We start from the raw sequence: 14,665 nt of genomic DNA on the forward strand, positions 1-14,665 counted from the left end.
CCCTCCCGGCGCCCATTGGAGAGATAGTGACGGCAGACGGCTTCGGCCCGATCAGCGAGCCTGTGCGACAGATCGTGAGCAATCCCGGACATGGCGAGCTTTTCAAAAACAAAGGCCCGCCGACAGAGCCGGCGGGCCGAGGTTCAGGATCGTGTTGAGGGTTACTCCGCCGCCACAGCAGGGGGGATGTCCGTGGCGTCCTCAGTATCCTCAGGGCTTTCGTCTTCGCCCATGGCCGTTGTGCCGTCCTGCGCCGCCGTTTCTTCGCCTGCCGCCGGTTCGGCTCCGCGCAGCGTTTCGGGCAGCCAGCCGGTATCGGCCAGCAGTGCTTCCGCCTCGCGGGCCATGTCGCCCTTCTTCAAATGCGCGATGCGCTCTGCCGCGCGCGGCCCCTTCGCCTCGCTCACCGCCAGCAGAATGCGGGCCTTGGTGACCCGGCCGAGGAAATTGTCCACGGTCGGTCTCCACCCGACGGCTGCCATGTCGAGGTCGACGGCACGAGCGAGCTGATCGGCATGTTTGAGCGCGCGCGGGCGTCGGTTCCAGGCCTCGTGAACGGCGTTCACCGACAGGCTCACCACATGGGCGAACAGGCCGGAGCGGCTGTCGCTGTCCCATTCTCCCAGAGTGTCCCAGAGATCAGACGATTCTTTTGGCAGGACCTTGGCCCATCCCTCATGCCGGGCGTGGATCGCTGCGGCCGAGGCGCTGTCGTTCAGCCCCGGCGCCTGCGCGCTGAACGCCACGCTCTTCAGGTCGAGTTCGAGGCAGCTATCCGAGCCGTAGCGATAGAAGCTCTTCAGCGTCAGAGCATGCAGGGCCGCGAGGAAGGCGACATCGGGCCGCTCGCCCAACGCCTGGCGCAGTCCGAGCGTGCGGTGCGAGGTCAGCTCGGTCATCAGCCGGTCCGAGAGCGCAGACAGCCCTTCATCCTCCTCGGGCTCGGGCATCGGCGCATCTGCCATGACGGCCTCGCCGGTACGCATGGCCGCAACCGCGCCGACGTGCGGGCCGGCGTCTTCCGTGACGACTTCAAGCTCGACCGGTAGTTCGTCCTCCGGCCGCACATAGCCGCGCTCAATGCGCACCGCACCATCATGGGCGATGCTGACGAAGGCGCCCGCGCGCGCCACCTCCTGCGGATCGAAGGTGATCGGACGCGCCTCGAAGGCCTCGATCGCCGTCTCGATCTCGCCGAGCCGGGCGTCCACCTCATCCGGCAGTTCATCCGCATCGGCGTATTCCGTTGACAGTCGGTCATATTCCGCCTGGAGGGCGTCGCGGCCGGCTTCCTCTTCGGCGGTGAGCGGGATGATCTCGCCGCGCAACTGGCGCAGGCCGTAGGTGTGGCCATAGGCGAAGTCGGGCGCCGTCTCGACCCATTTCCAGCCCTCGGCGGCGGCAGCGTCCGCCTCGGCCTTGAGCTTCTCGGCCACCAGCCGGTCGACGACCGCGACATCCTGCAGCCAGCCGCCATCATCACTCTGAAACAGGTCGCGCAGGATGATGCCGCCGGCTTCGACATAGGCCTCGAGGCCGATGAATTGAGCCCGCTTGTCACAGGCGCGGACAGCACCCTCGGTCAGCATGCGGCGGATGGCATAGGGCTGCTTGTCATAGGAGGTCTTCAGCCGCTCGAAGATCTGTTCCTGGCGCGCATGGTCGCCGGAGACGGTGAAGGCCATGAGCTGGTCGAGCGTCATGCCGTCCTCGGCATAGACCTCCAGCAGCACCGGCGAGACCGACGCAAGCTTCAGGCGCTGCTTGACGACGCCAACGGAGACGAAGAAGGCGGCGGCGATCTCCTCCTCGGACTGACCCTTCTCACGGAGCGCCAGAAAAGCGCGGAACTGGTCGAGCGGATGCAGCGGCGCGCGCTGGACGTTCTCGGCGAGCGAATCCTCCTCGGCAATACCACCCTCCCGGATGACGCAGGGCACCGGCGCGGTCCTGGCGAGGCGCTTCTGCTTCACCAGCAATTCCAGCGCCCGATAGCGCCGCCCGCCGGCCGGGATCTCGAACATGCCGGTCTCGATACCGGCGTCGTCGACGACAGGCCGGACGCTGAGGCCTTGCAGCAGGCCACGGCGGGCGATGTCCTCCGCCAATTCCTCGATTGAGACCCCGGCCTTGATGCGCCGGACGTTCGACTGGCTGAGCAGGAGCTTGTTGAAGGGGATGTCACGCGAGGGCGAAAGCGTGATCTTCTGAACATTGGTCGCCATGGAAGGCACCTCCGCGACGGGCGGCCGGGAGCCTCTCTCTCGGCCTCCAACCCGTCACGAAGCGCAGCGCCGCCCTTTCACTCTGGAGGGCGACGCCGCAGAACCGCAGATCTGCAAAAGCGCAAAGCCGGAGACACGAATGTCCGCATCTCCGGCTTTCCGGAAGTCAGGCGGCCCGATCGAGCAGCTTCTTGGCCCGGCCCTCGAGGTCGAGCCGCGCATCCTGGTGGGGCTTGTCGCGCGCGACGGCGGTGATGCCCTGCACGAAGTCGAAGATGCTCTCGGGCTTGCGCCCTTCCTCGGCCAGCACCGTGTCGATGATCTTAGCCGTCTCCGCCTTGGAGAAGCCCCGGTTGCGCAGGAAGTCGCTGCGGTCCTCGTCGGTACGCGCGACGATCTTCTCGCGTGCCGCCTTGATGCCGTTGACGAAGGGCATCGGCGAGGAATTGGCGAAGCGGGTGAGTGCCGGCGCTGCCTCGTGCGCGAATCGGGAGGCGGCGTATTTTGAGTGGCGGATGGTGATCTCCTGGAAGTCCTCGACGCCCCAGAGATTACGGTTCTGGCACACGGCACGAAGATAGAAACTCGCGATGCCGAGCGTCTTGGCCCCCACCTCCGAATTCCAGCAGTAGAAGCCCCGGAAATAGAGGTCCGGCGAGCCGTCGGACAGCCGCCCGGCCTCAATCGGGTTCAGATCGTCGACCAGGAACAGGAACACGTCGCGGTCGGAGGCGTAGAGCGTCGTCGTATCCTTGGTGATGTCGACACGCGGATTGTAGACGCCCGTCGACCAGTCAAGCACGCCCGGCACCTTCCAGCGCGTGTCGCCGGTGCCGTTGCCAGCAATGCGCTGCACCGCCTCGACCAGTTCGTGATCATAGATGCGGCCATAGTCCGGGCCGGTGACAGCGCGCAACTCGACGCGGCCATTGGCAGATTCGAACGTCTTGATCTGCTCGGCGCGGTGCGCGGTCAGGCCATATTGCAGATTGATGCCGGCAAGTGCAGCAGGCAACTGACGTAGATACGCGGCCGGCGCCCCGATTTGGGCCGCGAGCTGGCCGAAGGACCAATGGTTCGGCTCGACGGGCGCATCCGCCCCGGGCAGCACCAGCGCCAGCCGTTCGGCATTGGAGCGGCTCGCCTCCACATGGATGCGGGCCGTCTCCACCAGGCGCGACCGGCTGTGATCGGCCCGGCCCCGCACCATCGCGGCCAGCTCGCCGAGTGACAGGAACCGTTCGTCATCCGGCCGGGAAAACCACTCCGACGACACGCGGCCGACCCGCTCGCCGCGCGTGACATCCACCTTGTAGCCGCCACTGACGTCGCGACCGACATCCAGAACCTGCATGTTCATGGGGATCACCCTCCATGACGGGCGCCGGAAGCCTCTCTCCCGGCCCTCAACCCGTCACGGAAATCCCAACCGGCCTCTCACTCTTATCGGCACGGTGAGGTACCTAGAGATGCGTTACGTCGAGCGGAGCCTTACCTTCGGCCGCAACCTGAGGCTCATGTCTGATCCCCGCCTCCTCGAGACGGCACTCCGCGCACAACTCCACCTTTACGCACAATGGCCTCGCTGAGGCGTTCTGTCGTCATGAGAAATTCGCCCTTCGCCAGGTCTTTGGGCTGGGGCGGCCGTGCCTTCTCTAGCGCACGTCTCATTCGGCCACGAGCTGCTGGCAACAGGCCCCGATCGTACCGCTGCAGTATTGGGCACCGGCCCCCATCTCTTGACGGGGCTTGGATCGCCGAAATGGCAACGAGCGTCATCAGGGCGAAAAAACCATGCCATCGGTCATCCGCGCGGCGATAAGCGGCATGATCTCGTAGCGAGCGTCTTTGCTCCAGGATCGAAATCAGGCCCGCGATGGTGATGGCGACCACCGGCATCATAATGGGTTGCACGCGTTCGATGGCATCTTCAATGATCGCGTGGTGGAGATCGGCGAGCGTCAAGCTACGGCCCGTTGCCGTGATCTTCGTGCCGGCTTCGCTCCAGACGTGGTGGAGGACGATCAGACACGCCGGTTTCCGCTGTCACACCACGTTACTACATCGGCACCTTGCAGTGAGGCGACGGGAGGGTGGAAATGCTTCAATCTTCAAGACTGAATCATCATATAATATTTTTCACAATGTATTGATCGATGGATGTCGCCGCTTACATCTTTTCAGCAAAAGCGACAGCAAGGAAAAAATTTCACGTTGAAGTTACGTGGAGCGTTGCTCGCCATCCTGAGCCATATAACGCCTTCGCATTCGCAAGCAGGCGTTCCATAACGGAAGCCTCGCGGGGAATTGGTATGACTGCCGACACCAACTCCGGAGGTTTTCATGTGGCGCCAGATTGGTCCTTGCCATTGGCGGAGTCACTGGTATCTTGCAACGTGATATGATGCATCCGCTCCGCTCATTCGTGATTCTTCTGACCGTGCTCGCCTTTTCGGTGACAAGCACGGGTTGGGGCATTGCGAGCGGATTGATGGTGTCTAGCGGCGGGAAAGGGCACAACGCGCCGATCGCCGCCAGTTATTCTAGCGAATCGCATGAGCACGGCGACAGCGACCTGGGCCAGAATTTGGCTTGTTTGAATGCGAACGGCCAAGCCTGCGCTGATAAGCATAACCACAGCGACACATCGAGTTCCTGCTGCGCTATGGCGTGCCACACGGCAATCCCGGCGAGTGCATACGATATGGTCGTTATCGCCTCCGAGCGGGCCATAGATCATCCGTCGTTCGAGTCGGGTGTAAAGGGATCATCCGCGACGCGCCTCGAGCGGCCGCCGAGATCCGCCGACGTTTGATCGTCGGCCGCCTCCCCTCACGACCTCTTTTCGCTGACGGACTCCATCCGTCTCCGTTTCCGTCCTTGGGTTTCTGCCGACGACTTTCGCTGCTGCGTCTCCGCAGCCGCTGAAGATCGCTGTTCGATACCGTGCGGCCATGCCGCTCGGACCGACTGGGCCGATTCCGAGGATCTCCATGAAACCTGTCTTGCTGACGGCCTTCGCCGTCATCCTATCCGCATGCTCCGGACCACCCGCAATCGAAGCAGGTCCCAGCCCGTCCGATGCGAGTTCGAGCGTGAAGCCGTTGCGCTACGCGCCCGTCACCGCGGGAACGGTCGACTACCGTCCAGTCGATCCGAAGCCCTGGATCGAGCGCAATGAACGTGTCGCTCCCAAAGCAGGGGGCGAATGATGTGGCTCACAATCGATAGCCAGTCGAGGCCTCTTCCTGCCCTGCCTTGGAGACGGCTCATCGCGAGCGGCGCCGTCGCCGCGTTGCTAAGCGGCTGCGCAACATTCACGCCGGATGGTGGCATGAAACCGGTGTCGGCTGAGGTCTCTGCCGCGATCGGCAAGGACACCTTGAAGATCGCATCATCGGCCGAGGCTTCCGCAGTCCAAAGCCGTGTGAAGGCGCTCTTGACCAAGCCCTTGACCGCAGATGGTGCCGTCCAACTCGCCCTCATCAATAATCGGGGCCTTCAGGCCGAGTACAATGCGCTCGGCATTTCCGAGGCTGCCTTCGTCGAGGCTAGCTTGCCACCGAACCCGGTCATTGGGGTCGAACGGCTCTCCGCCAGCGGTTCGCTCGAGATCGAACGTCGGGTCATCGCCAACATCCTGGCGCTCCTGACGCTGCCGGCGCGCAGCGAGATCGCCAGGACGCAGTTTGAGGCGGCCCGACAGAGGGCGATCGAGGCAACCTTCCGCACCGCTGCGGAGACGCGCCGAGCTTATTACCGTGCCGTTGCGTCACGTCAGACGGCGTCGTTCCTGGAGCAGGCGCGGGTTTCAGCGGATGCCGCCGCCGACCTCACGCGCAAGCTTGGGGAAACCGGCGCCGCAAAGAAGCTCGATCAAGCGCGCGCAAGTGCTTTCTACGCCGAGGTGTCGAACGAGCTTGCCCAGGCTCGATTGAATGTCGGTACGGATCGCGAGGCACTGACCCGCATGCTGGGCCTGTGGGGCGAGAACCTCGACTACAAGCTGCCCGGACAACTCCCCGGAATGCCCCGAATCCAGACGGCACAGCAGGTCGAAGTCGATGCAATTCGAAAGCGCGTCGATCTAATCACGGCGCGCCTGGAGCTCGACGTGACGGCGAAGACCCTCGGGCTGACCGAGGCGACACGGTTCATATCCATGCTCAATGGTGGCTGGCGTGGAAACTACGAGCGATCAACTGCAGACGGCGTGCAGGAGAGCTCGGCTCCGCGCGGCTTCGAGCTCGAAATTCAGATCCCGATTTTCGACGGCGGCGAAGTCAACATGCGCCGATCGCGGGAGATTTATATGCAGGCGGTCAACCGCCTGATGGAGAAAGCAGTGAACGTGCGTTCAGAAGCGCGCGCGGCCTATCTCACCTATCGCGGCAGCTACGACATTGCCCGCCAGTATCAGAACAGCATTCTGCCGCTGCGCCAGACGATCAACGAGCAAGCCCTGCTCGAATACAACGGCATGCTGATCGACGTCTTCGAGCTTCTGACAACGGCGCGTGAAAGCATTGCCACCAACATCGCCGCGATCGTCGCCAAGCGGAACTTCTTCATCGCCACCGTGGACTTTGAGACCGCGATCATCGGCGGAGGCAGCGCAGCCGGTTCGTCCGGCGAGGGCCCTGCCAAGGCTGTGGCCGCCCAAGGCGGCGGGGACTGACCGGAACTGGGAGAACACCCATGACAATCTCACGTCGAAATTTCCTCGGTACCTCCGGTGGCATGGCGCTGATCAGCGCAAGCGCGGTGTCAGGCCGTGCCCAGGCGGCCGCCATCCCCGAAGCTGCCACCATGAAAGAAGCGGTCATGCAGCCGCCGCTCGTTCCGACGAGCGGGCCGGACTACCAGCCCGTCGTCACGCTCAATGGCTGGACGCTGCCCTGGCGCATGAACGGCGACTGGAAGGAGTTCCATCTCGTCGCCGAACCGGTCGTTCGCGAGTTCTCGCCCGGCATGGTCGGCCATCTGTGGGGCTACAACGGCCAATCACCCGGACCGACCATTGAGGCGGTCGAGGGTGACAAGGTCCGTATCTTCGTCACCAACAAGCTACCGGAACACACCACTGTCCATTGGCACGGGCAACTGCTGCCCTGCGGGATGGACGGGGTCGGAGGGCTAACCCAACCGCACATAAAGCCGGGCAAGACCTTCGTCTACGAATTCCAGCTCCAGAAGAGCGGGACCTTCATGTACCACCCCCATGCCGACGAAATGGTCCAGATGGCCATGGGCATGATGGGCTTCTTCGTGGTGCATCCGAAGGATCCGGCCTTCCGCCGCGTCGACCGGGACTTCGTGTTCCTGATGGCGGCCTACGACATCGATCCAGGCACCTATGTGCCAAAGGTCGCCGAGATGACCAACTTCAATATGTGGACCTGGAACAGCCGTGTCTTCCCCGGCATCGACCACATCGTTGCCGGCAAAGGCGAGAAGGTCCGCATCCGGTTCGGCAATCTCACCATGACGAACCACCCGATCCACATGCACGGCTACGACTTCAAGGTGTCGTGCACCGACGGCGGCTGGGTGCCGGAGGGCGCTGCCTGGCCGGAGGTCACCATCGATTGTGCCGTCGGGCAGATGCGCGCCTTCGATTTCGTCGCCGACGCGCCCGGCGATTGGGCGATCCACTGCCACAAGTCACATCACACCATGAACGCCATGGGCCACGACGTGGGCAACTTCATCGGCGTCGACAAGAAAGAGTTCGCCAAGAAAGTGCGCAAGCTCGTCCCCGACTACATGCCGATGGGCACGGCGGGCATGGCGGATATGGGCGAGATGGAGATGCCGCTGCCCGACAACACCCTGCCGATGATGACAGGCTTCGCCCAGTTCGGGGCGGTCGAGATGGGCGGCATGTTCTCGGTCGTCAAGGTGCGCGAGGGGCTCGCATCCGGCGACTACAAGGATCCGGGATGGTTCAAGCACCCGGAAGGTACGGTCGCTTTCGAATGGAAGGGCGAACCGAAAAAAGCCGAACGCGAGCCTCCCGCCGCGTTCGACAGGAGGAAAACCGCCGAGTTCACCGTCGTGAAGCCCGGCAATTCATCTCTCCACGGCAATCATTGAGAAGGATTTCGATATGCAATCACGATACCTGATCGCCGCGTTTGCGGCCCTCACTCTGTCGACCGCAGCGTTGGCCGACGCGGGCCATTCCCACGGGGCCAACCTCGCCTATGGCGAGCCCGGCGATCCCAAGAAACCAGCACGCATCGTCCAGATCACCATGCGCGACTCGGATGGAAAGATGGTGTTCATCCCCAACCGGATCGACGTTCGCAAGGGCGAGCAGGTCAAGTTCGTTATCCGCAACAATGGTGAACTCGACCACGAGATCGTCATCGGCACGCTCGACGAAAACCTCAAGCACATGGCCGAGATGATGAAAAACCCTGACATGGAACATGACGATCCCAACGCCAAGCGCCTGGCTCCGAAGCAGACCGGCGACATCGTCTGGAAATTCACAAATGCCGGTGAGTTCGACTTCTCCTGCCTGATCCCAGGTCACCGGGAAGCAGGAATGTCAGGCACCATCATCGTCAAGTAATTGGGCTGAATAAAGGAGAATATACATGCGAAAACTAATGATTTCGGCAGCGCTCTCCATGCTGTCGACCGTCGCCTTAGCGCAAGCCGTACCGGTAGAAGGGCAGATCATCAAGATCGACGAGGCCCAGGGCAAGGTCACGCTCAAGCACGGGCCGATCAAGAACCTCGACATGGACGGTATGACGATGGTGTTCGTCGCCGCCGACCCCACCATGCTGAAGGCAGTCAAGGTGGGCGACAAAGTGAAGTTCGAGGCCGACCGGGTGAACGGCCGACTGACGGTCACGAAGCTCGACAAGGCGATGTAGCATCTCGCTATCCCCCGGGGGAGCGCTGAAGCGCCCCCCCGTCCACCAGAGGTTCCCCGATGAACATGGACCGCAGAGACGCATGCTCTTGCTCGCACGCGAGATACTGGCCGCGCCAAATGCCAACGCTGTGTGCCCTTGCGCGCGCCACATGACGGAGTCCTTCATCCAACCGGATCATTAACCGCTTTCTGCATAGCGACTACGCTTGGGGACGCCAGCGGATCATCCATCCGAACGTGCGCTCAACAACCCAGCGACGCGGGAGGACCTTAAAGCCGTTCACCCCATCCCGGCGACGGATGATCTTCAGCATGATGTCGAGATAGGCCGCCTGTCCATAACGTCGAGATGATCATGGGCGCCACCTGCGACGATCCAAAATACAATGCTGCAATAGGAGGAGGTTCATGGGTAGAGCGCAAAAGTCCGGCGTGACATTCCTCACATCGGAGGCAGTGACATTTTGCTAACTGTCAATTTTCTGGGTGAACATCTACAAGGATATCATCATGAAAATCTGCAAACTCTTCGCCTTTGCCGTTATCGCTACAATAGTCGCACCAGCTGCCATGGCGGACACGTATTCACCGACGTTGTCAGGGAGGGAACGCGCGCGCCACGAGTTCCGAGACGTCCAGCGTGAGGCTTATCCGAGGGGTCCCCTGCCACAGCGGGCAGCAACTGTCCAACACCACGTCGTGCCGGCGACGCAGAACGCACAGTTGGGTTCACCTGCCCCAACCACCCCCTAAATGCGAAACGCAACGTTCTCTTTGAAAAGCGTTGAGCCGCGCCCTTCTCGGGGCGCGGCTCAAATGTTATCAATCAAACATATGTATTAAGGTCTTCTATAATTAAGAGGCCGCGACCACTTCGAGCAACTAGTCCGGCACGTATGAACTTTGTGAGTTCTTTAGTGACTGCCTCGCGCTGCGACGAAATACGCAACGCGAGCTCTTCATGAGTGGGCAGGCGGTCTATTATCAGCGTGCCGTCGGCTCCCAATCGCGCCAACCGCATCAGCTCGGCCTTCAAACGGGCGTGCATCGGCAGCGTGACAGTATCGGCGAGGTGTTGGTTCACACGGCAAAGTCGCCGGCACATGGCGCGCATAACCGCGGTTGAAAAGCCTCCGTGGTCCTCGATCGCTCGAAGAAAATTCGCTCGATCAATGACAAACGTGTCGGAGGTCTCGGACGCCTCGACAACAAGGGGCACATTGTTGTTCCCAAAAGCGGCAGATTCCCCGATCAGTTCGCCACGCTCAACGTCGGTTATGAAGACGTCGATACCATGCAGCGTTGGCGTGGAAACCCGCAAGCGTCCGTCTGCGACGACGTATACCGCTGACGCAGCATCGACCGAGATCTCGAAGCGTTGTGCCTTCATTATGGTTCGCCTGTGCGCACCGAGCTGAAGACTTGCGTCTTGTAAAAAGACTAGGAGGCTGGCGTGATCGGAGGCTTCTGAGCGAGCGGGGGCTACTACAGAGATATTCTTCATGACAATGGCCTTGTGGGCGCGCGTCGAAACGTTGCGCTCCATACAGGCAGATGCCAGCAGGCGCGGACGCATTCACACGGGGAGTTCAATAGAGAGGAGATTTGGACCGGCAGGTGCTTGCCGCACGGACCGCATCCGCTACACCGATAGACACGTCGATGCTGGGGATGCACCCGCCACGCCAACGTCCCTCAGTGCCAGGATCAGGTCAGCCGAGGCGGCCGATCCAGCCGATTATGCCAGGAACCATGAGTGGAATGGCTTCCAAAACGAAAAGCGAGCCGACGAACGTTCCGCTCAGTCGATACCGGATCCCGAGTGGGCCACAGGACAGCACAGCTCATCGCGGAACACTCGGAAGGTGTCGGACCGTGGTTCATCGCGGTGCCGCATGCTCCGTCGTCATCTGGGCATGACTGCTTCTGATCGGCGGAGAACTCCTGTGCGACGCTCGCGAAAACGCCGGCTTCATGACCCCAATTCAAGGCACCATGAACCATCACCGCAGACATCACGAAGATGGCGGAAAGCAACAAAACAAGGCATCGATGCACTCGAAACGGCATCATCAAGGCTACCCATGATATAAAATAGCCAAACAAATCAGAGAAATTATTCTGGCCGCTAATAAAGGCGACCGTATGTCGCTCGTCTGATAGGACAACCGCACATAAACGTGACGGCGATATTAATCGGCCCAAAGGCCGCTACTTGTTCGGATTTCTCCTTCTGATTGAGATCAAGCATGTGCCCCCTCCTTCCGAGGGCGACCTAGATCGATAGATATCTGCCAGAGTAGCATATCGCTATGCAAGAGGATTCCTTAGGGAGCATGCATATTTATTCGAATATCGAGTTAAATATATAATCGTCAGCGATAAACGGTGTTTACGCGTAATTATCTTGATAATAAAATATTTCATACGATCAACTCATTCCCGAATTCAAATTTTTGTGAATTTGTGTGTGTGATTTCTCACATCGTATCGACGTCGTTTGTTCCAACTTCCGGTCATCGTAACAATGCGTTGAAAAGGAGTTTGATATGACTTTCGGCAAAATCCTGCTCGGTGGCATGGTGGCTCTGCTATCGGCGGCACCTGCATTCGCTGACTATTATCCGTCCACGGTTTCTCAGGAGGAGCGTGAACGTCACGAGTTCGTCGACGTCCAGAAGGAGAATTTTCCGAGCGGCGAGGCGCCTGCGTATACGTCCTCCCAAAAGCCGGAAAATCCGCAAGTGCTTAAGAGCGCGGGTTGGGCTTCGACCCATGCCAAGCAGCCCCTCTAGCAGGTCCCTGCCTCGCTGTACTTTGAGATCGAGCCGCGCCCCTTGTTGGCGCGGCTCATAACTCTCGCGCAATTATGGATCTTGTCCTGCAAGGGCGCGGACGTGGTCGATGTGCTCGAAAGGATCGGTGCCGAGCACGGCTTCCCGAGCTCCATCCGGGGCGACAAGGGGCCGAGCTCGTGAGCCGCGACGTTGATCTTTGGGTCAGACAGCGCGGCGCGACGCCCGACTTCTCCGGCATGGCAAGCCGACGTGCAGACTGACCCTGAACCCGTCACCGGAATGCTATTCTCGTTCTTCATTTCACGAGGAAATTGTCCGCCGCCGGTGAGAAAAGACGGCGGACAACTCCTCGATAGCGGACTAAATCTTTATGAACTGGTGGGCCGACAGCGAGCCGAAGGGCAGCGACGCCAGAGGTCCACCAACATCGAGCGGGCCGAGATCAACGGGGAAAAATCCGATGGCGTCGATGATCGCGCGGACCTCGGTCTTTGCGGCAGCGTCATCGCCCGAATAAAACAGCACGCGCTTGCCACCCGACGCCTCGGGCTCATTCAAGACGTTGACGTCGAGGTGATTGAACGCTTTGACGACCCTCGCGCCCGGAACGTACTGGCGGAATATCTCGCTCGAGTGCTTTCCAGCCAGATCGACCGCCTTGATGCCATAGGCCGCGAGGGGATTACTGGGGTCTGTCGCATCGGGTGAATTCGGATCGATGAATTCCACCGGGTTGGTGCCGTCGATGACGATCCGTCCGTTCCAGGCCGGCAACGCGCCGAACACCTTGCCGGCATCGACCCAACGGACCGCTGCCAGGACAATGTCGGCGCTGGCCGCCTCCTCAACGGTGCCTGCCTTGATGGAGGAGCCAAATTCCTGCACCAGGGCGGCCAGAGAGTCCGGTCCGCGGCTGTTCGAGATCGTGGCCGAGATTCCTTTGCGGGCAAGGGCCCGGGCGAAGTTAGAGCCGAGGGCGCCGGCGCCGATGATACCGATACTCATGATGGTCTCCTGATGAGTGGGGGACTTGGGAGGATGGGAACCGTCAGTGCCCCCGGAAGGCTGGACGGTTTCTCACTGTTGCTTTCAGGCCTCAGCGGAACTTAAATGATTGTGTGTCACCACTTCTATGACATTTAAGGGCAAAACGATTACCAGACGAGCGGAATAGAGAACTTACCGAGCCGGGCGACCTCGGAAGCAATGTCCGCTATTGTAGTTTTGCCGAGTTCATCTTCGAGCGCCGTTCGAGCCCGCGACAAGGTTGGGCGTATGGCCTCAAGTATGTTGCCCCCCACAGCGCAGTTTTCGCAGGGGGGTGTCCTGTGCACTGAAAATAGCTCGGTGTTCTCGACGGCTTCATAGACATCGATCAACCGTATCTTCTCGGCTGGCTTCGCCAATAGCGCGCCGCCGCCGGCACCGAGCTGCGAACGTGTCAGCCCAGCATCATTCAGGCGGGACAGCAATCCGCGGATGACCACCGCTCCGGTATTTGCCGAATAGGCGAGATCCTCGGAACGCAGCGGCTTGCCGTCGCTGACGGCGAGTGCCGTCAGGACATGGACGGCGACGGCAAAGCGCGTACTGGTCGGCATCACGGGCTTCCCTTATTTGTCGATATGACTACGACACACTTATGGTCCTGTCAACGAGCCGCCGGACTGGCTTTCGTTCGGGCACTGTTTCAGGCGCTCGATCATCCACCGGCCTGCGGGGCCGGGCGGCGCCGCGTTCCGGTAGACGGCGGACATGGGCAGCTTCAATCCGCCAGGCGGCACGTCTTCGATCGAGAGCACCACCAGCCGTCCATCGGTGATGTCCTGTGCCACGGCATGAAGCGGCATCCCGCCCCAGCCCAAGCCACTGAGAAGAAACGCGTGCTTGGCAAAGAGGTCGGCCAGCCGCCAAGTTGATGGCGACATGACACCGAACTCCCGACCCGCCGAGAGGTCGGATCGGTCCGTCAGCACGAGCTGGACGTGCCGCGCCAGCTCGTCGCGCGGGATGAGTCCGGCATGGGCCGCCAGCGGATGGTCGACGCTCGCGACCATGACGAAGTCGATGCTGGTGACGCGCTCGGCCACGAGCCCGGCGGGAAGCGTCGGTAGGGAAATGACGAGGCCGAAACTGGCGCGCCCATCGATTACGGGTTGCACAACGCCACCGAGCGCCTCGACATAAAGCCGCAACGGCGTGGCCGGAAACTGGTCGCGGAATGCGCGAGCAACTTCGGCGATCACGCTGATGGGGAAGAAGACGTCAATCACCGCGGCGAGTTCCGCCTCCAACCCGCCGGAAATCCCCTTGGCGCGAGCCTTCATGCCATCTACGCCCGCGACAATGCCCCGCGCATCGGCGAGCAGGATCGAGCCCTCGCGCGTGAGCCGCGGATAGCGTGCGCTACGGTCGAAAAGCGCAACGACGAGTTGGGCTTCGAGGTTGGCGATGGATTCGCTGACGGCCGACTGCGTCCGCCGAAGGCGACGCGCGGCGGCGGAGAAGCTGCCTTCGTCGGCGGCGGCAAGGAAGGTCCGCAATTGGTCAAGCGATACGCCGTCGAGCATGTCGGCTTCCTCGTATCTACTGGCCGGACGATAGCCGTCCTGCCGAGCTTGTACCATCGGTAAAATAGATGGGTTGGATCGGTTTATGCCGGCTTCCCCGCCAGGTCGGAGGGTGGCACCCATCCCTCCATGTTCGACGCCATCAAGAAACTGTTTTCCCGCACTGCTTTAACCCCCGTC

Annotated in this window: 12 protein-coding genes and 1 pseudogene; 5 read left to right on the forward strand and 8 right to left on the reverse strand. The window is 61.3% G+C overall.

The features are described 5' to 3' along the window. Window positions 1-161 precede the first annotated feature (161 nt). The 3 genes from AAG816_RS15255 to AAG816_RS15265 form a co-directional block, all read right to left on the reverse strand. On the reverse strand, window positions 162-2,225 hold the full coding sequence (locus tag AAG816_RS15255) for a ParB/Srx family N-terminal domain-containing protein (protein WP_341990510.1): 2,064 nt from the start codon (window positions 2,223-2,225) through the stop codon (window positions 162-164). A gap of 166 nt (window positions 2,226-2,391) precedes the next feature. Then, entirely contained in the window at window positions 2,392-3,585 is a 1,194-nt protein-coding gene (locus tag AAG816_RS15260) for a DUF932 domain-containing protein (RefSeq protein ID WP_341990511.1), read from the reverse strand. 155 nt (window positions 3,586-3,740) lie between these two features. Beyond that, window positions 3,741-4,190: a hypothetical protein gene (locus tag AAG816_RS15265; protein WP_341990512.1), complete on the reverse strand. Its 450-nt coding sequence runs from the start codon at window positions 4,188-4,190 to the stop codon at window positions 3,741-3,743. Window positions 4,191-5,436: 1,246 nt separating this feature from the next. Between AAG816_RS15265 and AAG816_RS15270 the strand changes: the two genes are divergently transcribed. From AAG816_RS15270 to AAG816_RS15285, 4 genes are read left to right on the forward strand one after another with little or no spacing between them, the layout of a single operon-like run. Next, window positions 5,437-6,903: a TolC family protein gene (locus AAG816_RS15270; RefSeq protein ID WP_341990572.1), complete on the forward strand. Its 1,467-nt coding sequence runs from the start codon at window positions 5,437-5,439 to the stop codon at window positions 6,901-6,903. A 20-nt stretch (window positions 6,904-6,923) separates the two neighbouring features. After that, window positions 6,924-8,321, forward strand: coding sequence for a copper oxidase (locus AAG816_RS15275; RefSeq protein WP_341990513.1), 1,398 nt, complete (start codon window positions 6,924-6,926; stop codon window positions 8,319-8,321). A gap of 13 nt (window positions 8,322-8,334) precedes the next feature. Further along, a complete protein-coding gene (locus AAG816_RS15280) occupies window positions 8,335-8,805 on the forward strand; it encodes a cupredoxin family protein (protein ID WP_341990514.1) in 471 nt (156 codons plus the stop codon). A gap of 25 nt (window positions 8,806-8,830) precedes the next feature. Continuing rightward, on the forward strand, window positions 8,831-9,115 hold the full coding sequence (locus tag AAG816_RS15285; protein ID WP_341990515.1) for a copper-binding protein: 285 nt from the start codon (window positions 8,831-8,833) through the stop codon (window positions 9,113-9,115). A 217-nt stretch (window positions 9,116-9,332) separates the two neighbouring features. On the opposite strand, the pseudogene AAG816_RS15290 reads toward AAG816_RS15285, so the two are convergent. Next, a pseudogene (locus AAG816_RS15290) lies at window positions 9,333-9,428 on the reverse strand (IS5/IS1182 family transposase); the annotation flags it as partial. 515 nt (window positions 9,429-9,943) lie between these two features. Further along, on the reverse strand, window positions 9,944-10,693 hold the full coding sequence (locus tag AAG816_RS15295; RefSeq protein ID WP_341990516.1) for a Crp/Fnr family transcriptional regulator: 750 nt from the start codon (window positions 10,691-10,693) through the stop codon (window positions 9,944-9,946). A gap of 973 nt (window positions 10,694-11,666) precedes the next feature. Here AAG816_RS15295 and AAG816_RS15300 point away from each other — a divergent pair. Next, window positions 11,667-11,912, forward strand: a complete 246-nt coding sequence (locus AAG816_RS15300; RefSeq protein WP_341990517.1) for a hypothetical protein — start codon at window positions 11,667-11,669, stop codon at window positions 11,910-11,912. 363 nt (window positions 11,913-12,275) lie between these two features. On the opposite strand, the gene AAG816_RS15305 is transcribed toward AAG816_RS15300, so the two are convergent. The 3 genes from AAG816_RS15305 to AAG816_RS15315 all read right to left on the reverse strand — a co-directional run bounded on the left by AAG816_RS15305 (window position 12,276) and on the right by AAG816_RS15315 (window position 14,485). Then, complete coding sequence (locus AAG816_RS15305) at window positions 12,276-12,920, reverse strand: NADPH-dependent F420 reductase (protein WP_341990518.1); 645 nt, start codon at window positions 12,918-12,920, stop codon at window positions 12,276-12,278. A gap of 149 nt (window positions 12,921-13,069) precedes the next feature. Then, window positions 13,070-13,516 carry an Rrf2 family transcriptional regulator gene (locus AAG816_RS15310; protein ID WP_341990519.1) on the reverse strand — a complete coding sequence of 149 codons (447 nt, stop codon included), beginning with the start codon at window positions 13,514-13,516 and terminating at the stop codon, window positions 13,070-13,072. A gap of 39 nt (window positions 13,517-13,555) precedes the next feature. After that, on the reverse strand, window positions 13,556-14,485 hold the full coding sequence (locus AAG816_RS15315; RefSeq protein ID WP_341990520.1) for a LysR family transcriptional regulator: 930 nt from the start codon (window positions 14,483-14,485) through the stop codon (window positions 13,556-13,558). Between the last annotated feature and the right edge of the window lie 180 nt (window positions 14,486-14,665).

The organism is Azorhizobium sp. AG788 (assembly GCF_943371865.1).
Classification (GTDB): domain Bacteria; phylum Pseudomonadota; class Alphaproteobacteria; order Rhizobiales; family Xanthobacteraceae; genus Azorhizobium.

Excerpts from the sequence above, each read along its gene's own strand:
- AAG816_RS15310 (WP_341990519.1), bottom strand. The coding sequence starts at position 13,516 with ATGCCGACCAGTACGCGCTTTGCCGTCGCCGTCCATGTCCTGACGGCA.
- AAG816_RS15280 (WP_341990514.1), top strand. The coding sequence starts at position 8,335 with ATGCAATCACGATACCTGATCGCCGCGTTTGCGGCCCTCACTCTGTCG.
- AAG816_RS15285 (WP_341990515.1), top strand. The coding sequence starts at position 8,831 with ATGCGAAAACTAATGATTTCGGCAGCGCTCTCCATGCTGTCGACCGTC.
- AAG816_RS15255 (WP_341990510.1), bottom strand. The coding sequence starts at position 2,225 with ATGGCGACCAATGTTCAGAAGATCACGCTTTCGCCCTCGCGTGACATC.
- AAG816_RS15295 (WP_341990516.1), bottom strand. The coding sequence starts at position 10,693 with ATGCGTCCGCGCCTGCTGGCATCTGCCTGTATGGAGCGCAACGTTTCG.
- AAG816_RS15305 (WP_341990518.1), bottom strand. The coding sequence starts at position 12,920 with ATGAGTATCGGTATCATCGGCGCCGGCGCCCTCGGCTCTAACTTCGCC.
- AAG816_RS15260 (WP_341990511.1), bottom strand. The coding sequence starts at position 3,585 with ATGAACATGCAGGTTCTGGATGTCGGTCGCGACGTCAGTGGCGGCTAC.
- AAG816_RS15275 (WP_341990513.1), top strand. The coding sequence starts at position 6,924 with ATGACAATCTCACGTCGAAATTTCCTCGGTACCTCCGGTGGCATGGCG.
- AAG816_RS15315 (WP_341990520.1), bottom strand. The coding sequence starts at position 14,485 with ATGCTCGACGGCGTATCGCTTGACCAATTGCGGACCTTCCTTGCCGCC.
- AAG816_RS15300 (WP_341990517.1), top strand. The coding sequence starts at position 11,667 with ATGACTTTCGGCAAAATCCTGCTCGGTGGCATGGTGGCTCTGCTATCG.
- AAG816_RS15270 (WP_341990572.1), top strand. The coding sequence starts at position 5,437 with ATGTGGCTCACAATCGATAGCCAGTCGAGGCCTCTTCCTGCCCTGCCT.